This is a genomic window from Methanobrevibacter sp. (genome assembly GCF_045646045.1).
Classification (GTDB): Archaea; Methanobacteriota; Methanobacteria; order Methanobacteriales; family Methanobacteriaceae; genus Methanocatella.
On record NZ_JAZRJY010000038.1, the window covers coordinates 36587 to 60732 of the forward strand.

The following is a 24146-nucleotide window of genomic DNA, read 5'->3' on the forward strand; positions in this document are numbered from 1 at the left end:
AATATTAATTAAATTTTTCAGACAAATATTTTCCTGTCAAACTGTTTTTGGAATTAATTACATCACTCAAACTTCCTGTTGCCAATATTTCACCACCATTCAATTCATCATCAATTCCTATATCAATGATATAATCTGCATTGGCTATTAAGTCCAAATCATGCTCAATTACAACAATCGTTGCTCCATTATCAATCAGATTATCAAATACGTCTATCAAAACCTTTACATCCAATGGATGAAGACCTATTGTCGGCTCATCAAATATGAAAACAGAATTTTTTTGTGACTTTCCAATTTCAGAAGCCAGTTTAAGCCTTTGGGCTTCACCACCTGAAAGACTTGGAGTAGCTTCGCCTAATGTCAGATAACCCAATCCCAAATCAGAAAGCTTCTGTAATTTGGAAGTTACCTTTTTAAGTTCAAACAGCTCTTCCAAAGCTTCATCAACTGTCAGTGACATGATGTCTGCAAGAGACAGACCATTGAATTTAGTTTTTTCAATGTCTTCATTATACCTTGAGCCGTCACAGTCAGGACATGTCATTTCCACATCAGGCAGGAACTGTACATCCATATTTACACTTCCAGTACCATTGCAGGTTCCGCACCTTAATTTTCCCGTATTGTATGAAAAATCGGCAGTTTTATACTCATCTGACAGTTTAGAGAATTCCCTTCTTAAATCGTCCAGCACTTTTGAATATGTTCCGACAGTGCTTCTTACATTTTTTCCTATCGGAACACTGTCAATCAGCTCAATTTTTTTAATGTCACTGCAATCAATATCACGAACACCTTCAGGAAGTTCTTCACCATCAATATGAGCTTTGACACCTGGATACAATGCCTCCAAAAGAAGGGTTGTTTTTCCACTGCCGGAAACTCCACTTACAACAGTCAGTTTGCCTTTTGGAATCTGAACATTCAATTCCTTTACACTGTGGATTTTACGGGTTTTAATTTCAATAGCTCCATTTTCAAATATTTCACCAGATTTATTTCTTATGACAACATTTTCGGAATTTGTTAAAAACGGCCCTATCTGTGATGATTTGCTAGCCTTGATTTCATCCAATGATCCTTTTGAAATAATGTTTCCTCCGTCGGCTCCTGCAGTCGGACCCAGTTCAATCATATAGTCAGCAATGTTCAATATTTTAGTGTCATGATCGACCAGAATAATTGAATTTCCATCATCAATCAGCCGTTTAATTACAGTAATTAATCCTTCAACATTATTTGGGTGAAGACCAATTGAGGGTTCGTCCAAAACATATAACACACCAGTCGTATGGTTTCTTAAGGTTTTCGCAAGCTGAACTCTTTGAAGTTCACCAGTTGATAAAGTATTTGAAGGTCTGTCAAGTGAAATATAGCTTAAACCCAAATCAAGGAGTATGCCTGCATTGTCCATGAATTCTTCAATGATTGCTTCAGCCATTTGTCTAACTTCATCAGGCAAATCAGAAATGACTTCAGGAAGCCATGAAACCAACTGCTGAAGGTTCATTTCACATGTTTGTGATAATGTCAAACCTCCAAAAAGAGTCTGATTTGCTCTGGAGTTTAGTCGAGTCCCCCCACATTCATCACATACTTTAGTAGTTAAAAATTTGTTGATTTTATTTAATCCTTTTTCAGTTTTAGCCTTTTTTAGAGCTTCTTCAATAGCTTTATGGGCATTTCTATACTCGGCATTCAGTTCAAATAACTTGCCGTTTTTAGAAGGAATATTGATATACCTTTTTACTGCAGGACCATTATAAACAATATCCTTTTCCTTATCTGTCAAATCCTTAAACGGAACATCCAACCTGACGCCAAGCTCTCCGGCTACATGATACATCCATGATATGCCGAACTGGTTCCATGCATCAACTGCACCTTCCTCCAGAGTTTTAGTCTCATCAGATATTAGTTTTGTGCTGTCTACATCCCGCACTATTCCAGTTCCACTGCAGGAAGGACATGCACCGTCAGAGTTGAATGCATATTCCTCAGCGCCCAATCCATAAAATTCTTCACCACATTGATGACATTTCAACGGAAGTTCACGTGCCACATTTAATGTTGGGTCCTGCAAATGCCCATTTGGACAAAAATAGCTACCGCATCTTGAATACAATAATCTTAAGGAATTTAAAAGTTCTGTTGAAGTTCCAAAAGTGGACCTTATACTTGGAATGTTAGGCCTCTGATTCAGTGCAAGAGCTGCCGGAACATACTGGATTAAGTCAACCTTGGCCTTTTCAACCTGAGAAATTCTTCTTCGGGTATATGTTGAAAGAGCATCCAGATATCTCCTTGAACCTTCAGAATACAATACTCCCAAAGCCAGTGAAGATTTGCCCGAGCCAGAAACTCCACTGATAGCTACAATCTTTCCAAGAGGAATATCAACATCAATATTTTTTAAATTATGAACTTTAGCCCCTCTGACAATTATCATATCCTTGTACATATTAAAATATATGAATATTAAAAATAATATAATTTAGTGATAAACAGATAAATTAAAATTCCTATGAAAAATTAATTGATTTCATTAAAGAGGATACTATGAACGGCAACTATATGACAACAAACAGATTAGAAGCATTTTATGATGCGATAATTGCAATAATTGTAACAGTATTAGTTTTAGAATTACCACAACCTGCCACAGCATCACTTCAATCTATTTTAGCACTTAAAACATCTTATTTTGCTTATCTGATAAGTTTTTTAGTTTGTACAAACATTTGGCAGTACCATCATATAATTTACAATAATGTTGAAAGAATTAATTCAAAGGTAATCTGGCAGAATATACTGCTGTTGTTGGTCATTTCTCTAATTCCCTATTTAACGACATTTGTTGCTGATAACCCATTTTCATTACTTGCCGAAATATTATACGGTTTGGATTTTATCCTTGTTAATATCATACTATTCTGGATGGCAAAAACACTGCTTGAGATTAATCCTGATCAGGAATATCTATCAAATGCTCTGGACATTAAAAATGCGTTGGTTATCCCATCCATAATTTTTATTTTGGGTTTGATAATTGCCTTTTTAGGTTATCCGTTTGCAATCAGTATTTGCTGTTTGATAACCGTTATACGATCAATCATCTATTCATTGAAAAATTAAATTTTGTAATAAATTCACAATATTTCATCTATCGTTTTATTTAATTTTTCCTTTATTATTTTTACACATTCTTCAGCTTCATCATCTAATCTGAAAGGGTCCTTTGCAGATACTTCAAAGCCATCTAAAATTTCATTAACTGCAATCGTTTCAGCTACATCAATTCCCTTATTTTTCAAAATCTTGTTAACGCATCCGTTAGGACAGCCGTTAACCGCAACTATAGGATACTTTTTAAGCATTTCATCATTTTTACCTTCGATATCTGCTGATGTTGAACCCATACAAATGGATATTACATTTTCATGTTCACCTCTGCAGTCTCCAACCGCTACACGTGATACCAGGCCATTTGGACTCATGCCATTACATGGTGCAAATGCAATTTTTTCTGCCATATTATTAGACCTCCCCATTATTAATTTTAAACCTGTTCTCTTTAAAAATTCTTGTTAAATTATCTCATAATTTAAATAATCTTTTTGCATTTACTGTAGTTATCTCAATAACCTTATCCTCTTCAATATCCAGTTCTTCTGCGATTTTTCCTATTATATACTTCAAGTTTAATGGAGTATTTATTTCTCCTCTTTTCTCTTCAGGAGCTAAATACGGTGAATCCGTTTCTACAAGAATATGATGAATATCTATTTTTTTCAGCATTTTTCTTATTTTCTTATTGTTGGTATGAGTAACTGGTCCTCCTATTCCTATATAGAAACCTAACTTAATAAATTCTCTTGCCATTTCTCCTGAACCCTGATAGCAGTGCAGGGATCCTACCACATCATGCTTTTTTAATATGTCATACGTATCCTGTATTGCTTTTCTTGAATGCACAATTACAGGCAAACTGTGTTTTTGAGCAAGATCAAGCATCTTTTCAAACAGTTCTTTCTGTTTATTGGCATTATCTTTTGTATGGTAATAATCAATACCTATTTCTCCTACAGCAATTACCTTATCATTTGTAAGCTGTTTATCCAATAAGGAAATATCCTCATCAGTTATTTTATCTGCAAAAGAATAAAAATATCCCAAAGCAGCATAAACATTTTCATATTTGTCTGATAATTCCAGTACTTCCATATTGCTTGAAGGATCAGTACCATTCAATATTATGCATATATCATTTTTTGCAGCTTGCCTTATAATTTCTTCTGCATTATCCATTTCACTATTATAAATGTGACAATGTGTATCTATTATCATTAAAAATCCTCTTTTAAAGATTTTTTGCATTAAGTTTTTAATGTTTTGACTTCAATTATTATATAATGGATTAAATTAAATTAAATTTTTTGGTGAGCGGAATGGAAAAAAAGTTTTCAAGAACAGAAATGTTAATTGGAAATGAAGGAATGGAAAAATTAAAAAACGCTACAGTCGCTATTTTTGGTCTTGGTGGCGTAGGCTCATTTGTTTGTGAAGGACTTGCCAGAAGCGGAGTGGGAAATTTCATTCTCATAGACTTTGACAAAACAGATGAAAGCAACATCAACAGACAACTGATTGCAACAGAAAAAACCGTCGGCAAATATAAGGTTGATTTGATGAAAGAAAGAATCCAGGATATTAACCCTGATGCAAATGTTGAGGCGTATAAGGAATTTTATCTGGCAGATTCAGAAATAGACATCATTACTGAGGATTTGTCATATGCTGTTGATTGCGTGGATACGATAATGGCCAAGATTGCAATTATCTGCAACTGTGATGCAATTAATGTTCCCGTTATTTCTTCAATGGGAACCGGTAACAAATTGGATCCGACAATGCTTGAAGTGGCAGACATTTACGAAACTTCAGTATGCCCACTTGCCAGAATAATGAAAAAAGACCTTAGAAAAAGAAACATAGAAAAATTAAAAGTAGTTTATTCTAAAGAAATTCCGATAAACACTAATGACCATGCCATAAATCAAAACAAAAAATATAAAGTGAAAGGCAGTGTGTCTTTTGTACCGTCTGTTGCAGGACTGATAATAGCAGGTGAAGTGATAAAAGATATTGCCGGCATTAACTAAAAAAATATTTTAACTATTTTTGATGATTTTTGAATCCCATACAAATACGAATTACATTTTACTTCGAATTTCAAATTTAATGTATTTCATTTTAATACCCTTATAACATATGTATAATTATAATTTACACATTTTTATGTATAAACATTTTTTAAATTCTCATTTTAAATGAATAATATTTTTATATATTATTGATAGAATATTGAATATATATAAAAAAAGTTAAGTGAAAAATAATATTTTTGTCAATTCGCAATAGAAAAAAATTATTAAAACAGATATTTGGAAAAAAAATGTAGGAGGAATTTTATATTTCGCAAAAGGATTTAAATTCCCGGCAGAAAAAACACAGATTTAGAAGAAGAGCAGATAGAGCAATTAAAAAGAGACCTCCATGGAGGGAATATAATCTGCATTTTACTGTATTGATTTTAGTTATTATTTCCATGACTATTGGAATTATACAGATTCAAATTACGGACACCATCCGTTTCTTACTTTTGCCATTAATATATGCTTTAGTTATGGGATTGATTCTTTATTTGGCAAAACCTGTTAAATGGATAGGTCCTAAACAGGGTAAAGTGGCTGAGGGAGTTATGGCTTTACTTATTAGTGTTATAATATCAAAATTAGCTATTTCAACAGGCGAGTCAATTGATATTATTTTTAATGTAGGTCCTGCTTTGATTTTCCAGATATTAGGTGATTTAGGTACCCTTTTAGCACTGCCTATTGCTTTACTTTTAGGGTTTAGAAGAGAAGTTATAGGTATGACAAGTTCCATTTGTCGTGAAACTAATCTTTCAATTGTTATTGATAAATATGGATTTAAATCTCCTGAAGCACATGGAGTTTTAGCCATTTACGTCATAGGATCCATCATCGGTACTCCTTTTATTAGCTTTCTATCAAGCATAAGCGTTTCACTCATACCGCTGCACCCCTATGCATATGCAATGGCATCCGGTGTCGGAAGTGCAAGTATGAACGCTGCAGCATTAGTTCCATTAGAGCATATGTATCCATCTATGGTTAGTCAATTGGAAGCTTTTGCAGGATGCAGTAATATTCTTTCATTCTGTTTAGGCATTTATATGTGTATTTTTGTTTCATTGCCTCTTGCAGAAAAATTATATGCATGGTTATCTCCAATTTTAGGTAAAGGCAAAGCACATATTAAATATGATGATAAGGAATATGTTCCTGATAAATCAAATGATGATAATTCAGATAGATTAAGTTTTGGTAAAGTTAAAAGATGGATTTTCTTGTTTTTTGTATTTTCGGTCATTGTTATTGTTGGAAATTTCATAGGTTATCGTACTTCATTTGTTGACACAGCTATTGGGATATTTATTATTTCATTAGTTGCCTTTATAGGAATATGTCTTGAAAGGATTTTTCCAGTTCATATTCCATCAATCATTTATATCAGTTTAATTGGTTTATTTATTGCTATTCCAGGAGTTCCAACATCTGATTTTATTAATTATTATGTTTCTCAAATTGAGGTAACAACAATCACTACAGCATTCTTAGCTTATGTTGGTATTTCAATAGGAAAAGATTGGGAAGATTTTAAAAAAATTGGTTGGAGAGGAATTGTTGTTGCTTTAATTGTAATTAGCGGAACTTATCTCGGTTCTGCAACTATTGCAAACGTAATCATGTTTTTAACAGGTACAATCTAATTAACAATCATTTATCTTTTTATTTTTTAACTCAAAACAAATTTTTCAGTTTTAAATTAGATTAATACTAAAATTATTTTTCAATTTTTTTCATAATCTCTAAAGCCGCCTGGACGGTAGGATTGACAACCATAGTTAATGATGGAGTATAGGAAAATTCCTTTTGAATAAGTTCTTCACATTTCAGGTTATCTGTAATTATAAATGACAAGACATCTATTCTGGAGGAAAGATCACCATCAGACAGCATTTGACAGCCAACAATAGTTCCATCAGGCCTGCAAATCATCTTAATATATAACTTATTGTTTTGAGGATAATATCTTGCTTTTTGACATGTTTCAATGCATTCAGACACTACAGGCATTTCTATCATATTTGCAAATGATTCTGTTATTCCTGAACAAGCATAATTATAATCTCCTACTTTAGAAACAACAGTATTAACAACAGGATCAAATGTCATTTTATTTCCTAAAAAGTTATTTGCAAGAACCATAGCCTGGCGAACGGCAGTAGTACCTGCAGGTGAAAGTGTTTGTGTACCTGTTATATGGCTTTTTACCTCTACACAGTCCCCAATCGCATAAATATCTTCAACATTTGTTTCAAGATATTCGTTTATTTTAACTGCACCAAAATCTCCAATCTCGCATCCTGCCTGTATTGCTAAAGAAGTGGACGGCACTTTATTGCTCGGCAATATGATTACATCAGCAGAGATGCTTTTGCCGTTATAATGAATTTCCTTTTTAGCACCATCAGTTGTTATTTTGGTAATATCGGCATTTGTTTCAAAAGTTACTCCTTTATTTAATTCCACCAGCTTTCCAGACATTTCCTCATCCAAAAATAAGGGCAAAATACCAAATGACTGTTCCAGGAATGTTACATCATATCCGTTTCTTGCCAATTCATAAGCGCTTTCAATACCTATGGACATATTTGAGATAAATACGATTTCTTTTTTATCCTTAATTGATTCCTGAATAAGTCTTCCATCACTTATGTTAGTTAATGAAAAGATATTATCCATATTATCTATTTCAAATTCCGGCACAATCAGTTCAGACCCTGCGGCTATGACTAATTTATCATAAGTCATGCTTTCAGAGTTTGAGCCTTTTTCAAAAGTAATTTTCTTATTTGAAGAATCTACACCAGTAACTGTAGTGGATAAATGAATATTTATATTTTTTTCCAGATAATAATTTACATCATGCATTATTATATCATCAAAAGACTCAATGCATCCTCCCAGAACAAGCGGAATTGCACATGGGGAATATGCAATGTCTTCACTTTTTGTAAATATTACTATTTCTGTTTCATCATCATTTTCTCTTATGTTTGAAGCCAGAGTCAGACCTGCGGCACCCGCACCGATAATTACTATCCTCATTATATCACCTGTTAAGTTTTCAAATGAATATATTTTTAATATTATTAATAAAATTTTAGTAATTAAATTTAATGGAAATACATTGCTCAGTGTACAAATCATCTATAAGACTCTAACTATTCTTATACATCAGAAAAAAAATTTTTTATATAATAAATAGCTAAACTATATGTAATGTTTACATTTATTATTTGTTGTTTAGCATTGATTGCTTCATACTTTGTTTATGGAAAATTTCTTGAAAGAATATCTGGTGTGGATGAAACTCAAAAAACACCTGCATACAGACTGAAGGACGGTGTTGATTATATACCAATGCCTAAAATCAAGAATTTTTTAGTACATTTTTTAAATATTGCAGGTTTGGGACCTATTTTTGGAGCAATACAAGGTGCATTATTTGGTCCTGTAGCATTTTTATGGATTGTATTCGGTACAATTTTCATAGGAGGAGTTCACGATTTCTTCTCAGGATTCATGTCCATGAGAAATGATGGATTTACCATGCCCAACATTGTTTCAAAGTATTTGGGAACAAAAATCAAAAAATTTGTTGCAGTACTGATAATAATTACAGGTATTCTTGTATCAGCCACCTTTGCAAAGGGAGCTGCAGATTTAATCAGCAACCTAACCCATATTCCAGTACTTATTTGTGTAACAATAATATTCATTTACTTTTTAATTGCAACCGTATTTCCTGTTGATAAAATTATTGGAAGAATATATCCGATATTTGGAGGATTGTTATTACTTATGGCCATTGTACTGACTACATCATTGATTTTAAACCCAACATACAACATTCCGGAGTTTACAACACAAGGCCTGTACCTAACTGACAAAAGCATTTTCCCATATTTATTTGTTACAATTGCCTGCGGAGCAATTTCAGGTTTTCATGCATCCCAGTCCCCAATTGTTGCCAGATGCATTAAAAATGAAAATGATGCAAGACCCGTATTTTATGGAGCAATGGTTTTAGAAGGTCTAGTTGCTCTTTGCTGGGCAGGTATTGCAATGGCATTTTTCCACGGCCAGCCTCAGCTTGCAGCAATTTATGGTGCATCCCCTTCAATTGCAGTCGATGAAATAGCAACAACATTAATGGGACCAGTCGGTTTGGCTTTAACTATTATAGGAGTTGTTATCTGTCCAATCACATCAGGAGACACTGCACTTAGAAGCTCAAGAATAACAATAGCTGATGAATTTCATCTTAATAATGAAAAAATAATCTCAAGGTTACAATTAGCAGTTCCATTGTTTTTAGTATCATTTGGACTTACATTTATTGATTTTAGTTTAATCTGGAGATATTTCGCCTGGTCTCAATTAATAGTAGCTACAGTGGTGCTGTATACTGCCAGTGCTTATCTAATGAAAAAGAAACAACTATATATCATTGCACTGATTCCGGCATTTGTGTGTACTTTAATTTCATTTGCATATATCCTACAGGCTCCTGAAGGTTTAGGATTACCTTCAATGATAGCAAATGTAATTTCAGTTATTGCAACCATCATTATAGGAGCAATATTTCTTAAAAAGTTCAAATAGGAATATTGACCCAACTAACATTGATTATTAACATATTCTTAGAAACTTAGTTTCAAAAATATATTATCACCATTAAAACATGCCTTAATCACATTCAAGGAAAAAATAGCATTATGAATAAACCTAAACTTTATATAACAATAGTTATATATAGGTAATAAGGTTTTTATGACGGAAGAAAAAAATGAATGGAGCAGTAACTTTTCGTTTATTCTGGCGATGATAGGTTCTGCAGTAGGACTGGGAAACATTTGGAGATACCCATATGTACTTTACTCAAATGGAGGTGGAGCATTTTATATTCCATACATCATAGCAATATTAGTGTTAGCAATTCCATTTTTAATACTTGAATATGGTGTAGGATATAATTTTAAATCTTCTTTTGCAAAAGGGTTGACAAATATCAACTCCAAATTTGAATATTTTGGCTGGTTTTTACCATTCGTAATTTTCATAATGACAATATATTACTCGACCGTTATTGGATGGGATGGAATATACTTTATTTTAAGTTTTTTTAAAGGATGGGGAGCAGATCCAAATGCATTTTTAGCAAATAATGTTTTACATGCAAGCGCCAATTTAAGTGACATAACCACATTCGTACCACTTGTTGCAGCCTCCATGATAATTTGTTGGATTGTAATCTGGTTTATTTCCCATAAAAATGTTGAATCTGGATTAAGTACTATTTCCAAGTTTTTTGTTCCATTATTGTTTATAATAATGATAGTTATTGTCGGATTTTCTCTAACACTGCCCGGAGCAAGCATCGGATTAAAAGAATTATTCAATCCGGATTGGTCACTTTTATGGCATTTTGATATATGGATGGCTGCCTTTGGACAAATCTTTTTTTCATTAAGTCTAGGGATTGGGGCAGCATTTACTTATGCCAGTTATACAAAGGAAGATATTGATTTAATTTCAAGCACATTATATGTAATAGCAGGAAATTCTATTTTTGAAAACTTTGCGGCATTGGGAGTCTTTTCAATTTTAGGATATATGTCTCTTCAAACATCAATCCCCGTTTCTCAAATCGTGACCCAGGGAACCGGACTAATATTTGTCGTATATCCGACAGTATTTAATATATTAGGCAGTATTGCATTAATTTTGGGACCATTATTCTTTTTTACGGTTTATATTTCAGGAATTACCAGCATGTTATCTTCATTTGAAGTATTTTCCAGCTCAGTACAAAATAAATTTCATTTATCAAGGAAAAAAACTGTAACTATCTTATGTATTATCGGCGGTACTCTATCAATGGTTTTTGCAACAGCGCCAGGTGAATTTTTAGTTAGTGTTACCGATGAATTTGTAAATAATATTTCATTAATAATCTCTGTACTCATCGAATGTTTGATTTTTGCATGGGTATTTAATATGAAAAAATTAATTGGATTTTTCAATGCCAGAAGTAAAGTTATAAAAATTGGGAAAATGTGGGTGATAATGGTTAGATACATCATTCCGATTATTTTACTTTTTATTTGGATAGGCGGAATTTATGAAATTATTATTTCTGAATCAGCAGCAGATTTAATTATACTAATTTGCTTATCCATCACATCATTGATAATGGCACTGATTCTTACAAAATTGCCTGCAAGAAGTAAACATTGGCTAAAAATAGAAGAAAGAATTTAAAATTGTGCAGACAATACAATTTAAAGAATTAACTGATTACAAACAATTATATTATTTTAAATTTATTTTAATAGTAAAGAGCATCTTATTAGATGCTCTTTTTTTAATGAGTTTTTTTAATACAATGGTTAAGGAGTTAAATAGCTAAACTCATTAAATATAAAATTTTAGAGAGATATAAAACAATTGAAGTTGGCAAAATGTTTTATATTTCAACCGAGGTCATGGAAAAATGTTGAATCTCTTCAAAAACTACAGCTATATAACAATAGTTATTTTTCCATGAATATACATAAAATAGCATAGTATATAAATGTTATGTTTTTTGGCATGAAAACTTCAATATCTCTCAAATTATAATTGATTATTTTAAACAAAATGATATATTATTATAATATTTTTCAAAAAAGCCAATAGAAAGATTTATATTATTTCAAAATAATATAACAATTGTTAATTTATAAGTGGTGTTAAATATTTATGATGTAATTGTTATTGGAACAGGTGCTGGAGGATCAACAGTTGCAAAAGATTTAGCTTTAAATGAAAAAAAAGTTCTGATTTTGGAAAAAGGAAGAAGGCAAAATGACGGCAGCTATGTAAAGCACATGAAAACTAAAAAAATTTACTTGAAGAATAATCTTTCCAATGAAGATAAAATAAACTATGAATTTTTAACACTGCCTTTAGAATTGACCAATATTGAAGAGATTGGTGGAACAACAACATCATCAATTGGTAATGCATGTTTTTCATGCAGCGGGTGCTATTCAAACTCAATAATGCAACAATTTGAAGATAAAAATTTAGATATATTTGAAGAGCTTCTTGAAGCAAGTGGCGAGTTAAACGTTAAATATTTCCCTAAAAAACTATGGGGACACTCAACACAACTAATTGCAAAAGCCGGCCAGGAATTGGGATACATTGTCGAACCGATGCCGAAATTCATAAATTTTGAAAAATGCAAATTATGTGGAAAATGTGTTAATGGATGTCTTTTTGGGGCAAAATGGGATGGTACACAATTCATCAATGAAGCTTTGGAATATGGGGCAGAATTAATCGAAGACATTAATGTATTTGAAATTCTGCATGAAAATAATAATGTTGTGGGCGTTGTTGGAATCAATTCAAATAATGAAAAGAAAATTTTTAAATCAAAAATAGTAATTCTAAGTGCTGGAGCACTCAATACTCCCATAATCCTAAAAAATTCAGGAATTGAAAATGTTGGAAACCAAATATTTTTTGACATCTTCACAACTATCGGAGGATACCTGAAAGATGCAAATCTAAAAAACGAATTGATGATGGGTGTTAAAGCAGAATTTGGCCCATATTTTTTATCACCTCATTATTCAATGCAATTATTGCCATTAATGAACAAAAAAGCGATTGAAGCCACTGAAAAGGATGTTATTGGTTTAATGCTTAAATTTGCCGATACTTGTATCGGAACAATAGACAAAGATGGAAATATTGAAAAAACACTAAGCAAAGTCGATGTTGATTTGATTAAAGAAGGATATGAAAAAGCCATTAATATACTGCTTGAAATGGGGGTTCCTAAAGAGTCTATAGTTGAAACTTCTCTTAAGGGAGCACATCCCGGTGGAACTGCCGCAATAGGGGAAGTTGTAGACAATAATTTTGAAACTGAAATAAAAGGATTGTATGTATGTGATGCAAGTGTAATTCCCGAAGCACCGGGAAGACCTCCAATATTGACAATTGTAGCAATAGCTAAAAAAGTTGCAAAAATCGTTAATCAAAATATTTGAAGTGAAAACATGAGTTTTAAATTAAAATTTAAAGATATTGATGAAAAAAGAGAATTAAAAGAAAATTTTACAATAAAAGATTTATTAAATGAATTGGAATTATCCTCCCAAACAACTGTTGCAAAGCAAAATGGAGAGATTACAGTAGAAGACAGCATTATTAATGAAGATGATGAAATTCAATTAATACAGATTATTTATGGTGGATAATAACTATTGTGAGATGAAAAAATGAATTATGATGTAATTATTGCAAGATATGGTGAAATTGGAATTAAAAGCTCAAAAATAAGAGGTAAATTTGAAAGAAAACTAGTTAAAAATATTAAAGAGACTTTTGAATGCAAAATTGATAAGAATCAGGGCAGAATATATGTCCATCCAAAAAATTTTGATGAAGGCATTGAAAAATTAAACAGAGTTTTCGGTGTTGTATCATATTCACCGGCAGTTTCAACAAAAACTGCATTTGATGAGCTTGACAAGACATTAACCAATTATGTTGAAGAATTAAAATCCGAAAAGATTATGGATGAAAATACAAAATTCGCCATTAAATGTCGTAGAGTAGGAAAACATGACTTTTCTTCACAGGAAATGGCTGCTCACTGTGGAAACATTGTTAGAAATGTAGTCCCTGCACCTGTTGATTTATCAAATCCTGATTTGACAATATTTGTTGAAGTTAGGGAAGAGGATACTTATATTTTCCATGAAAAAATCAAAGGTCCTGGAGGATTGCCTTTAGGAACTCAGGGAAAAGTAATCTGTTTAGTTTCAAGCGGAATAGACTCTCCTGTTGCAACATATTTAATGATGAAAAGAGGGTGTGAAGTTGTCACACTTCATTGCAATAATGATCCATTTTCAGGACCGAAAGTCACAGAAAACTATAATTTATTAATAGATAGACTTGACAAATATGCAAATGGCACTCCAATTGAAAGAAGAGTTATGGATTATGGTGAATATTTAACTGCTGCAAAAGAAAAAGCTCCGGAGAAGATGACTTGCGTTTTATGTAAATCTGGAATGTATAGAATAGCTGAAAAGCTTGCTCTTGAAGTAGGAGCAAATGCGATAGTTGACGGCAGCAGTATAGGACAGGTTGCATCACAAACATTGTCAAACATTTTAGTTACCCGTTATGATGTGAAAATACCTATTCTATCCCCCTTAATCGGTCTTGACAAACAGGAGATAACAGAAATTGCAAAAGAAATAGGCACGTTTGAAATTTCAAAGATTGATGACGGAGGATGTAGTGCCGTTCCAAGATATCCTTTGACACATGCAGATTTAGATAACGTCAAGCAAGGCTGTGAAGACATGAATCAGGAAATTGAAATTGAAAAAGCTTTCAAAAATATTAGAAAATTATGATTTGAAATTTTAAGGGTGGTCAATTGTCCGAAAAGAATAAAGTTTACAAGATACTCATAACCAGGGAAGAAAACGATCCCATAAATCAATATGATTTTTACAAGGAAAGAATAGACAGCCAAAAGGATTTTCTATATGAGGAATATGATACTTTAGAAAATGAGTTAACAAACGAATTATTTAATGAAATTGATATAGTTATACTGTTATTTGGTCTTTATCAATATAATCCTGAGTTGTTTGATGAATTGATAAAAAAATCAAATGAATTTAATGTTCCAATACTTTTAGTTCGTGCTTATGGTATGGAATATATTTTAAAGGAATTAGAAGAAAAATCTGATGCTGCAGTCGGATGGAATCCACATTGCATTATCAATGCAATTGAAACACTTGTAAACGGTGAAGACTGGTTAAAACCATGCGATACTGTAGAGGAAGATTAGTTTAATAAGGGTGATTTAATGGTTGAAGATAGACATGTAATCGAAGCGCTTGGAAAAGTTCGTGTAGTAATCGAAAATGGTGAAATAACTGAAGTGGGACCCTCTTTAGGTGTTAAATACTGTCCAATGTTTCATGCAATGCACGGAATAGAAGAATTGGACGAGGAATTCATACGCAAAAACATTAATTTCAGAATTAAGGACTTTGGAATGTGCACACCACAAAGAATAATAGAAATGGATGATGCGATTACAGTAGGAGTATCTGAAATTTTAAAAACAAACATGGAATTGGGAAACATTGATTGTGTAGTTGGAGCATGTGATGGATCAGGAACCGTAATTATGACCAATCCCCGTGTTGTACAGGGTGTTGGGGCAAGAGTATCCGGCCTTATAAGCACCACTCCAATTCCTGAAGTAATCGAAAAATTGGAACAAAAAGGCAGCACAGTTTTAAACCCTGAAACTGCAGAATTGAATCAATTGGAAGGATTGAAACTAGCATTAAATAAAGGATATAAAAATATAGCAATAACAATACTTGCTTCACCGATGATTGAAGAAATCAGAAATTATCCAATAGATGATGATGTAAATATCTATATTTTCGTAGCACATACAACAAAAACTGCCCAAGATGATGTTAAAATGATATTTGACAATGCAGATATTGTAACTGGATGTTCATCAAAATATATTGCAGAATACACAGACAAATACAAACCTTATTATTATGGGACAAAAGTTCCAATATTTTGTGCCAGCGAAGACGGACATGAATTGTTAGATAACAGACTTAAAAAGATAGATAAACCGTTATCTACCAATAATTATCCAAGAAATAAGGATGATATCCCTCATGAATTAATTTAAAAATGTTGAAAAATCGAAATTATTTTCCTAAAACTTATTCAGACTGGATGATAAGTTTAATTAAAGAAATCATATATAATGAATATCAATATAATTCTAATTAAAGAATATATTAATTTTTTAAAGGGAATATAATTTCGATTAATATGAATAAACATCTGATTAACGGCATAACTTCTTTAAGGATACTATTTGGATTTTTATTTTTAATATGTGTTCTTTTTAATTTAAATACTGTTTTTTTAATCGCCCTATTCATACTGACGGCAATTTCTGATATTGTTGACGGATGGCTTTCAAGAAAATATAATCTTTCATCCGATAACGGTGCAAAGTTTGATGTGATTTGTGATTTTATATTCATCATAATTTCCACATTTGCCCTGGTTTTGATTAATCTGATTCCTGCATGGTTTTTATTGATAATTATCTTAAAATTAATTGAATTTTTCAAAACTTCGGATGAATCATTAGTCTATGAAAAATTCGGCCATTTTGTTGCTTTAATGTTTTATGCATTCCCGATAGTCGCTATTTTAATAAATGACAGTTCTATAGTTTTGATATTAGCTATTATAATTACTATCTGTGCATTAATATCTTCTTTAAGTAGAATTCATCGAAAATTTTATTAAATGTTCGTGTTATATATAATAATAGATTTTATGATTTCTCTTAGAAAAATAAACACATTATTAATAATTGTCATTGTGATAATGCTTTTAAATCATGCCGTGTTATCAATATTGTATTTGTATGGTGTTATAAGCTATTCTCCTAATTTTCAAATAACCGGCAGGCGCTTGTTTTATCCAGTAGTTGCACATATCATTATCAGCATGTATCTCTACTTCAAGGACAAGTCCAGAGGCGTAAACCGGTATCCTAATTTGATTTCAGATACAAACCAGCAGGTGATTTCAGGAATCATGATAATAGTTTTTGCAACCCTGCATATATTGGGATACTCATTCAATCCACTGGGCGGACAAAGCACATTCAATTTTAACCTATATCATTTTATAGTTGATAATTTGCTCTTTGTTTCAATAGCTATGCATTTAAGGGTTTCAATTCCTAAATTCATGATATCATTTGGATTTCTTGATAAACCCAATGCATATTTGAATTTTAAAAGAAAGGTGAATTGGGCTGTAGCAGCCATTTTGATTTTCCTGATTCTCGGTGAAGTAATGTATTATATAGGAGGTGCGTTATGGTAGAAATTATTGTGGTTGGATCAGGCATTGCAGGTTTAACAGCATCAATAAAAGCCTGTGATAATGGTGCAAATGTTTCATTAATATCTCCAGATTATTCGGAACGTTCACAGTCAGTAATGGCAATGGGTGGAATAAATGCTGCATTGAATACAAAAGGGGAAAATGACTCAACAAGCCAGCATTTTACAGATACGATGAAAGGAGGATGTGAAATTAATAATGAAAAGGCTGTAAAAATGCTAACCGATGATGCACCTCAAATCATCAAATGGCTGGAAAGGAAAGGTACAAGCTTTTCACGTGATGAAAACGGCAATGTCGATGTAAGAAACTTCGGAGGCCAAAAGAAGAAAAGAACCGCATATGCAGACTCAAAAACAGGAAAGCAGATTGTATCATCTCTTATAACATCATGTCGTAAAAAAGAATCAGAAGGAAAAATAAAGCGTTTTGTAGGATACCGATTTTTATCATTGATTTTTACCGATAAAAATGAATGCTGCGGTATTAACTGTATACATGAAGATACACAGGAAATAAAATCATTTATTGGGGATGCAGTCATCATAGCTACCGGAGGATATAATGCACTTTTTGGAAAAATACTTGGATCAACACAAAACGACGGATTTGCTACCGCAAAGCTATTCACACAGGGTGTTACCTTAGCCAATCTTGAAATGATACAGTACCATCCAACCAGCATTAAAACTCCTCAAAAAAGAATGCTTATAACTGAAGCCGCACGTGGTGAAGGAGGAAAACTCTTTGTAATGAAAGACGGCAAGCCATGGTATTTCATGAAAGACTTATATCCTGAGCTAGCAGACCTGATGCCAAGAGACGTCGTTTCAAGAAGCATTTTTAAAGTTTCAGAGGGAGGCAAAAAAGATGTTTTCCTTGATTTAACCCATTTGGATGAACATACAGTTAAAGTCAAGCTGGATGAGGTGTATGAACTATGTGAAAAATATTTAAATTTAAATCCTTTAAAAACCCCTATTCCAATATTTCCAGCAGTTCATTATTTTATGGGTGGAATTCAGACAGATGAAAATCATAAAACCAACATCAAGGGATTATATGCTGCGGGCGAATGCTCATGCCAGTATCACGGTGCAAACAGATTAGGTGGAAATTCACTTTTGGGAGCCATTCACGGAGGATGGATTTCTGCAGAAAATGCCGTACTGGAAAAACCTACAGGAAATATCATTAATAATATCGATGAAGAAATAGAATCATTTAATTCATATAAACCAAAGGATAAATCCCTGCAAGATACTTTAAATGAAATTTCACAAATCATGAACGATTCCATGGGAATATATAGGAATAAAGATGAGCTGATGAGTGCACTTGACAGACTGGAAAAACTGGATACAAACGTCAATGCAAAATATTATGATTATCTTAAAGTCAATCTGCTGGTTGTTCTTTCAAAGGCCAGTATATTGTCAGCACTGGCCAGAAAGGAATCCAGAGGAGCTCATCAGAGAATTGATTATCCTGAAAGTGATGATAACTATAAAAAATCAATTCTTGCAATCTATGATAATTGGGAGATAGTGATAGCATGAAAGTAAAAATTAAAATTGATGATGATTATCAAATATTTGATTATGATGGCGATTTAAACATATCCGTTATCACTTTGCTTGAAAGATTGGATTGGCCGATTGAATATTCCTGTAGCTGTCTTCAGGGAATTTGCGGTGCATGTGCAATGGTTATTAATTCAGAGCCAAAACTTGCATGCCAAACATTCTTAAATGAAGAAAGAATGGTTACAGAATACAATAAAATTACTATTGAACCACTGTCAAAATTTCCATTAATCAAAGATTTGAAAGTTGACAGGTCAATTCTTTTTAATGCAATGAAAGATTGTGAGCTATGGCTGGAAAGTGATTCTAAATATAATCCAAAAGATTTGGATTTTGAATATGAAATGTCATTATGCCTTATGTGCGGATGCTGTACAGAAGTTTGTCCCAACTATAAATTAGGAGATTTTGTAGGAGCGCAGGCTGCAGTTGCAGCATTGAAACTAGTCAATCAGGAAAAAGATAAAGAGCACTTGAAAAGCATGAAAAATCATTATAAAAAAAGGTTTTTTTCACATTGTGTTAAATCAACATCCTGTGAGGATGTCTGTCCAATGGAAATTCCAACCCAAAGGGCAATTTCAAAAATGAATAGAAAATCAGTATGGAAAATCTGGCAATTGCTGAACCTTGATTGAGTTATTTTTCTAATCAACCAGATTATCTATCTTATCAAAAAGTTCGTGATAATTTTTAAAAAGATTTCTGAATTCATCATCATTTTTAGAGGTTAAAACTATCTTCAGCTGTTTGTCCTTTTTAGATATGTTTACCTGGTCAGATTCATGATTTTCATCAATTAATGATTTAATTTCATTATAACTATTTTCAGTTAAGTTATACATTCTATTATGAGTCAACAAATCCATTGCATGAATAAGTCCATTTTCCGGATTATCAATACAGGAAGACAGTCTAATTTTAGTATCCATATAATAAGGAGCTTCTATTTTGTCTCGGCGAAGTATAATTGAAATTTTTGATATTACATGATCATCACTGCAATTTTCATTTAGGAATTTAATCAATTGAAACTGTTTTATATTACTATTATTATTCATGAAAGTCATAATAATATATTATTTTCATAAGTATTTAAGTTTACTGCAATTAAATAAGGTAATATCCATTTAGAGATGTTAAATATAAATCATTACATTACTTTTTTCAAGGAGGCTTCTAATTATAACACCATCATAAATATTAGATTAAATCAGTTGCATTTACTAATTATTTTAGTATACGATGACATTGATGCCACATTATTTTTAAATATAAAATTTTATTTAGATTTATATATGAAAATGAATGTTAATGATAAAACTGTTAAGATGACCACATTTCTGGCGGCTTTGTTTGCCATATGTTCCGGTCTTGCAATTGGAAATTTGTATTGGGCTCAACCTTTATTGGTTGAAATTACAAACGCTTTTGGACTTTCACCAGCAAGCGGAGGATTGCTGGTTACTGCAACCCAAATCGGGTATGCTTTAGGAATTTTCTTCATAGTTCCACTAGGAGATTTTGTACGCAGAAAAAGGTTAATTGCCATTGTAATGATTTTATCAGTTGTTACTTTGCTTGCATGTGCCTTATCCCCTTCATTTATAATATTGTCCTTATCATTGTTCAGCATGGGTATTGTAACCATTTCAGGACAAATCATATTGCCATTGGCAGGTGATTTAAGCAGCCCCGAACAGAGAGGACATATTGTAGGAATAGTAGCTTCAGGAATAACCACAGGAATTTTATTTTCAAGATTTATAAGCGGCATCATTGCAGGATTGTGGGGCTGGAGATCAGTATATCTTATTGCGGCTGCATTGAATTTGATTATGGTTTTAGTAATGATTTATGTCTTGCCGGACATTCCAAGAAAAAATAAACTTGAATCATATAAAGGACTTTTATTTAGTGTATTTACTACATTTAAAAGACATAATACATTATTTAGGATTTTGCTGCATAGCGGACTGCTGTTCGGTTTGGTATTCAATATATTCTGGACTTCTCTGACATTTCTGTTGTCCGGTGAGCCTTTTAATTACAATACATTTCAGATCGGATTGGTTAGTCTAGCAGGTCTTGTTTCTGCAGTATGTGGATTGTACTTTGGAAAATTACAGGACAAAGGTTTGAGCGTTCCTGCTTTGGGAGCATTTATAGTCATTATACTCATATCCATGATTTGCGGTTTTGTATTCTCAGATTCAATAATAGCTCTTGTAATTATTGCAGCAGTATTTTCAATAGGAGTACAGGGAATAACCGTTTTATCACAGGCCAGATTATTTGCACTATCAAATGAGGAGCGCAGCAGGTTGAATACCGTTTTTGTTGTTAACAATTTCATTTTCGGTGCCATAGGCAGTGCATTGGCATCATTTTTATGGTCCATTGGAGGATGGTCATATGTCATGATAGGTACAATTTCAATTTCAGTCATTGGTTTAATTGTTTGGATGTCTTCAAGAGGACCATTCAATAAGGTGGATAATGCATATTAACAGTGGCATTGGTGCCACAAAAATGGTTTATATACCAAATTTAAATTTATTAATAGAAATATGGAGGTAATAAATATGCCAGTAATAAGTTTTGATTTTGTAGAATTAGAAAAAGAACAAAAAGAGATTTTAGCTAAAGAATTTTCCGAATCCGCTTCCAGAGTAACAGGTTTACCTATTGACATGTTTTACGTATTGTTCAATGAAAGAAAAGCGGACAATGTAGGTGTTGGCGGAGTTCTTTTAAGCAACCAGGAATAATTCTTTTTATTCCTGATTTATTTTTAAATCCAAAATTTCAAGATACATTTCTTTTAATTCTTCTTTTTCATGGTCATTGTAGTGTTCGTTGTCCTTATCATTATTTAAAGCGAACAGTAATAGCTCATAAAATACCTTATTCAATGAATGTCCCTTTTCAGTCAAATGATATGTTATGTCATTGTTTTCTTCAATTCTTTTTATCAATCCGTTGTTTTCCATAGTTTTCAGACATCTTGTCAGAGATTTGTTGTCTAAGGTTTTCCTGTTGGTTTGAAATTCATTGAAATGGGTTTTTCCTAAAAATAAATCCCTTAAAATATGCAATGTCCATTTGTTGCTTATGTCCTTGATTGCATCTTCAACAGGATTTCTTTCGTATTTTTTCTCATAATACTTTACTTTCTTTGGATCCATAGTAATTAATTAGTTTTTTCTAATTATTATATCTGAACTAAACACATTTTTATAATGTTTTAGACAAGTTTAAAATCATTACCTAATAATTTATTAATAACAAATACAAAATTAACATCAATAAGGTGAAAAATATGAATCCAATTAGTATTGATAGCGAAAAATGTATTGTTTGTTCAAAGTGTATTAATGACTGTCCCAACGCATACCTCTTTTTGGAAAATGATGAAATTCAAACGAACCAGAAAGGATGCATGGAATGCGGCCATTGCTACGCAATATGTCCACAAGGCGCAATAACCATGACCAATTATGATATTGCTGATGAAGAAGTTGTTTTAATGAGTGAAATTGACTCCGAAACATTACTCCAAGCAATGAAAAGCCGACGTACTATCAGAAAATTCAAACCTGATTTAGTCGAAGATGAAAAAATAGAAAAAATCCTTGAAGCCGGACGATACTCACCTACCGGAGCAAACAAACAGATGGTATCATACACAATACTTGGATCCAGGCAAAGAGAAGCAGAAGAAATATGTTTAAACATGTTCAGAAAAGGCAAAAAATTCGGGTCTGCTTTTGCAAGCTATTTAAAGAGAATAGAAATTGATGATGATTTCTTTTTTAAAGGAGCGCCATTAGTAATAGTTGTTGCAAGCAAAAGTACAGTTGATGGTGGTCTTGCAAGCTCATATATGGAAATTATGGCTGAAAGCCTAGGGCTTGGAGTGTTATACAGCGGATTTTTTGTAATGTGCAGTAAAATGAGCCGCAAACTTAAAAAGTTACTTGAACTGGAAAAGGGCTATGACGTGGTTACATGCATGGTAATAGGATATCCTGATGTGAAATATCAAAGAATTGCACCACGTAAAGATTTGAAAGTGAAAAAACTTTAAAAAATATAAATAGAAAGAGATTTGAATATTTCTAGAAAATGCCTGTCAAACCTGCCAGAAGTAAAAACTTGTTAAATATAGAAGAAAGAATTTGAGATTGACTAAATTATACAATCATGATGAATTTTTCAATTAATGTAACACTAACAAATTTATATAACTAATTTTAAACTTATAAATATGACAAATGATGATAAAACACCGGATTACATAACTTTTCCAAAAACTTTTGAGAACTATAGGTGGTACAAACCCATAATTGTCCTTATATTAAGCAGCATAATAATGCTCATTCTCCAATCAATAATTGTAGGTTCTTTTTATGGAACATTTGGAATAGAATTTATAAAGGATACTTTTGGTGGAGGCATTAATGCACTAAACAATCCAACAGGAATATTATTAACAGATTTAATTATCATCATATTTATTCCTGCACTATATATTGCTTCAAAAATTGTTAAGGACAGACCATTTTCTTCTTATTCATCTTCACGTGGAGGATGGAATTTCAAACTCTATTTAAAAGCATTAATAATTCCATTAATATTGTATATAATCTATGAAATCATATATACTTATATTAACGGAGCAAATGGTACATTTCAATTCTCACTACCGATTTTTATTGTAGTTTTAATTACCATACCTCTCCAATGTATTGCAGAAGAATACATGTTTAGAGGATTTATTATGCAAACATTGGGATCATGGTCCAATATACCTGTTTTAGCATTAATTATTCAGGCCATAATATTTGCAATGGTTCATGGATATAACAGTATGGGAACAATTGAAATGCTAGTTTTCGGCCTAATTTATGGATTCTTTACCTGGAAGACCAATGGTATAGAAATAAGTTCTGCCATACATACTGCAAATAACCTTTCTCTTGGTTTATTTGTTACATTTGGACTCTATACCTCTACTTCAAGTCCTAGTTTAGCTAGTGTTGCATCAGTAATTGTTCTTAATATAATAATATTTATCATAATGTATTATGTTGGTAAGAAATCTGACTGGTTTGGAGAAGTACCTGAAAATGCTCAAAATATAGGATTATTCAGTAACGAATAATCTTTTTCTTTTTTTATATAGCTATTTTTAGACTTAAAAAGAGGTTGACTCATAATTTTTGTGTTTAAATTTTTTTTACTTATTTTTATCCTTTAATTATTTATACTAGGAAGTACAATCTATTATTAGAGTTAATTAACTTTTTAGTTGTGTTTTTTATGGTTTTGAGAGAGGATAAAA

General features: G+C 32.1%; 24 protein-coding genes. 18 read left to right on the top strand and 6 right to left on the bottom strand.

Translation table 11 applies throughout. The features are described from left to right. Nucleotides 1-4: 4 nt before the first annotated feature. A complete protein-coding gene (locus ACKI5C_RS02695) occupies nucleotides 5-2464 on the bottom strand; it encodes an excinuclease ABC subunit UvrA (RefSeq protein ID WP_407431689.1) in 2460 nt (819 codons plus the stop codon). A 98-nt stretch (nucleotides 2465-2562) separates the two neighbouring features. Here ACKI5C_RS02695 and ACKI5C_RS02700 point away from each other — a divergent pair, with 98 nt between their 5' ends. Continuing rightward, on the top strand, nucleotides 2563-3138 hold the full coding sequence (locus tag ACKI5C_RS02700) for a TMEM175 family protein (protein WP_407431690.1): 576 nt from the start codon (nucleotides 2563-2565) through the stop codon (nucleotides 3136-3138). Nucleotides 3139-3152: 14 nt separating this feature from the next. Here ACKI5C_RS02700 and ACKI5C_RS02705 read toward each other — a convergent pair whose 3' ends face one another. Together ACKI5C_RS02705 and ACKI5C_RS02710 are read right to left on the bottom strand one after the other, a co-directional pair. Then, nucleotides 3153-3536: a putative zinc-binding protein gene (locus ACKI5C_RS02705; protein ID WP_407431691.1), complete on the bottom strand. Its 384-nt coding sequence runs from the start codon at nucleotides 3534-3536 to the stop codon at nucleotides 3153-3155. Between the two features lie 64 nt (nucleotides 3537-3600). Further along, complete coding sequence (locus ACKI5C_RS02710; protein WP_407431692.1) at nucleotides 3601-4350, bottom strand: TatD family hydrolase; 750 nt, start codon at nucleotides 4348-4350, stop codon at nucleotides 3601-3603. Nucleotides 4351-4451: 101 nt separating this feature from the next. On the opposite strand from ACKI5C_RS02710, the gene ACKI5C_RS02715 reads away from it, so the two are divergent. Next, nucleotides 4452-5165 (top strand): ThiF family adenylyltransferase, encoded by a 714-nt coding sequence (locus ACKI5C_RS02715; protein ID WP_407431693.1) that lies wholly within the window; start codon nucleotides 4452-4454, stop codon nucleotides 5163-5165. Between the two features lie 446 nt (nucleotides 5166-5611). Beyond that, a complete protein-coding gene (locus ACKI5C_RS02720; protein ID WP_407431694.1) occupies nucleotides 5612-6859 on the top strand; it encodes a DUF3100 domain-containing protein in 1248 nt (415 codons plus the stop codon). A 73-nt stretch (nucleotides 6860-6932) separates the two neighbouring features. Here the strand turns inward: ACKI5C_RS02720 and ACKI5C_RS02725 are convergent, their stop codons facing one another. Then, complete coding sequence (locus ACKI5C_RS02725; protein WP_407431695.1) at nucleotides 6933-8261, bottom strand: FAD-dependent oxidoreductase; 1329 nt, start codon at nucleotides 8259-8261, stop codon at nucleotides 6933-6935. Nucleotides 8262-8435: 174 nt separating this feature from the next. Here ACKI5C_RS02725 and ACKI5C_RS02730 point away from each other — a divergent pair, with 174 nt between their 5' ends. The 11 genes from ACKI5C_RS02730 (at nucleotide 8436) to ACKI5C_RS02780 (ending at nucleotide 19437) form a co-directional block, all read left to right on the top strand. Next, nucleotides 8436-9821 (top strand): carbon starvation protein A, encoded by a 1386-nt coding sequence (locus tag ACKI5C_RS02730; protein WP_407431696.1) that lies wholly within the window; start codon nucleotides 8436-8438, stop codon nucleotides 9819-9821. 168 nt (nucleotides 9822-9989) lie between these two features. Continuing rightward, on the top strand, nucleotides 9990-11480 hold the full coding sequence (locus tag ACKI5C_RS02735) for a sodium-dependent transporter (protein ID WP_407431697.1): 1491 nt from the start codon (nucleotides 9990-9992) through the stop codon (nucleotides 11478-11480). Between the two features lie 464 nt (nucleotides 11481-11944). After that, nucleotides 11945-13264, top strand: coding sequence for a GMC family oxidoreductase N-terminal domain-containing protein (locus ACKI5C_RS02740; protein ID WP_407431698.1), 1320 nt, complete (start codon nucleotides 11945-11947; stop codon nucleotides 13262-13264). 9 nt (nucleotides 13265-13273) lie between these two features. Next, complete coding sequence (locus ACKI5C_RS02745; protein ID WP_407431699.1) at nucleotides 13274-13474, top strand: MoaD/ThiS family protein; 201 nt, start codon at nucleotides 13274-13276, stop codon at nucleotides 13472-13474. 21 nt (nucleotides 13475-13495) lie between these two features. After that, on the top strand, nucleotides 13496-14647 hold the full coding sequence (thiI, locus tag ACKI5C_RS02750) for a tRNA uracil 4-sulfurtransferase ThiI (RefSeq protein WP_407431700.1): 1152 nt from the start codon (nucleotides 13496-13498) through the stop codon (nucleotides 14645-14647). A 23-nt stretch (nucleotides 14648-14670) separates the two neighbouring features. Then, nucleotides 14671-15093 (top strand): nuclease, encoded by a 423-nt coding sequence (locus ACKI5C_RS02755; protein WP_407431701.1) that lies wholly within the window; start codon nucleotides 14671-14673, stop codon nucleotides 15091-15093. An 18-nt stretch (nucleotides 15094-15111) separates the two neighbouring features. Continuing rightward, nucleotides 15112-15969, top strand: coding sequence for a methanogenesis marker 8 protein (locus ACKI5C_RS02760; protein ID WP_407431702.1), 858 nt, complete (start codon nucleotides 15112-15114; stop codon nucleotides 15967-15969). Nucleotides 15970-16115: 146 nt separating this feature from the next. Then, nucleotides 16116-16604, top strand: coding sequence for a CDP-alcohol phosphatidyltransferase family protein (locus ACKI5C_RS02765; RefSeq protein WP_407431703.1), 489 nt, complete (start codon nucleotides 16116-16118; stop codon nucleotides 16602-16604). A gap of 30 nt (nucleotides 16605-16634) precedes the next feature. After that, complete coding sequence (locus ACKI5C_RS02770; protein ID WP_407431704.1) at nucleotides 16635-17192, top strand: hypothetical protein; 558 nt, start codon at nucleotides 16635-16637, stop codon at nucleotides 17190-17192. Continuing rightward, a complete protein-coding gene (locus tag ACKI5C_RS02775; RefSeq protein ID WP_407431705.1) occupies nucleotides 17186-18772 on the top strand; it encodes an FAD-binding protein in 1587 nt (528 codons plus the stop codon). The genes ACKI5C_RS02770 and ACKI5C_RS02775 overlap by 7 nt, the downstream gene beginning before the upstream one ends. Then, entirely contained in the window at nucleotides 18769-19437 is a 669-nt protein-coding gene (locus ACKI5C_RS02780; RefSeq protein ID WP_407431706.1) for a succinate dehydrogenase/fumarate reductase iron-sulfur subunit, read from the top strand. Before ACKI5C_RS02775 ends, ACKI5C_RS02780 begins: the two co-directional genes overlap by 4 nt. A 9-nt stretch (nucleotides 19438-19446) precedes the next feature. Here ACKI5C_RS02780 and ACKI5C_RS02785 read toward each other — a convergent pair whose 3' ends face one another. After that, nucleotides 19447-19860, bottom strand: a complete 414-nt coding sequence (locus ACKI5C_RS02785) for a hypothetical protein (protein WP_407431707.1) — start codon at nucleotides 19858-19860, stop codon at nucleotides 19447-19449. 243 nt (nucleotides 19861-20103) lie between these two features. On the opposite strand from ACKI5C_RS02785, the gene ACKI5C_RS02790 reads away from it, so the two are divergent. Both ACKI5C_RS02790 and ACKI5C_RS02795 read left to right on the top strand, forming a co-directional pair. Further along, on the top strand, nucleotides 20104-21309 hold the full coding sequence (locus tag ACKI5C_RS02790; protein WP_407431708.1) for an MFS transporter: 1206 nt from the start codon (nucleotides 20104-20106) through the stop codon (nucleotides 21307-21309). Nucleotides 21310-21384: 75 nt separating this feature from the next. Then, entirely contained in the window at nucleotides 21385-21570 is a 186-nt protein-coding gene (locus tag ACKI5C_RS02795; protein WP_407414995.1) for a 4-oxalocrotonate tautomerase family protein, read from the top strand. Nucleotides 21571-21576: 6 nt separating this feature from the next. On the opposite strand, the gene ACKI5C_RS02800 is transcribed toward ACKI5C_RS02795, so the two are convergent. Next, nucleotides 21577-21987: a winged helix-turn-helix transcriptional regulator gene (locus tag ACKI5C_RS02800; protein WP_407431709.1), complete on the bottom strand. Its 411-nt coding sequence runs from the start codon at nucleotides 21985-21987 to the stop codon at nucleotides 21577-21579. Nucleotides 21988-22121: 134 nt separating this feature from the next. On the opposite strand from ACKI5C_RS02800, the gene ACKI5C_RS02805 reads away from it, so the two are divergent. Both ACKI5C_RS02805 and ACKI5C_RS02810 read left to right on the top strand, forming a co-directional pair. Further along, nucleotides 22122-22889, top strand: coding sequence for a nitroreductase family protein (locus ACKI5C_RS02805; RefSeq protein ID WP_407431710.1), 768 nt, complete (start codon nucleotides 22122-22124; stop codon nucleotides 22887-22889). A 180-nt stretch (nucleotides 22890-23069) separates the two neighbouring features. Beyond that, nucleotides 23070-23966, top strand: a complete 897-nt coding sequence (locus tag ACKI5C_RS02810; RefSeq protein WP_407431711.1) for a CPBP family intramembrane glutamic endopeptidase — start codon at nucleotides 23070-23072, stop codon at nucleotides 23964-23966. The last annotated feature ends 180 nt before the right edge of the window (nucleotides 23967-24146 follow it).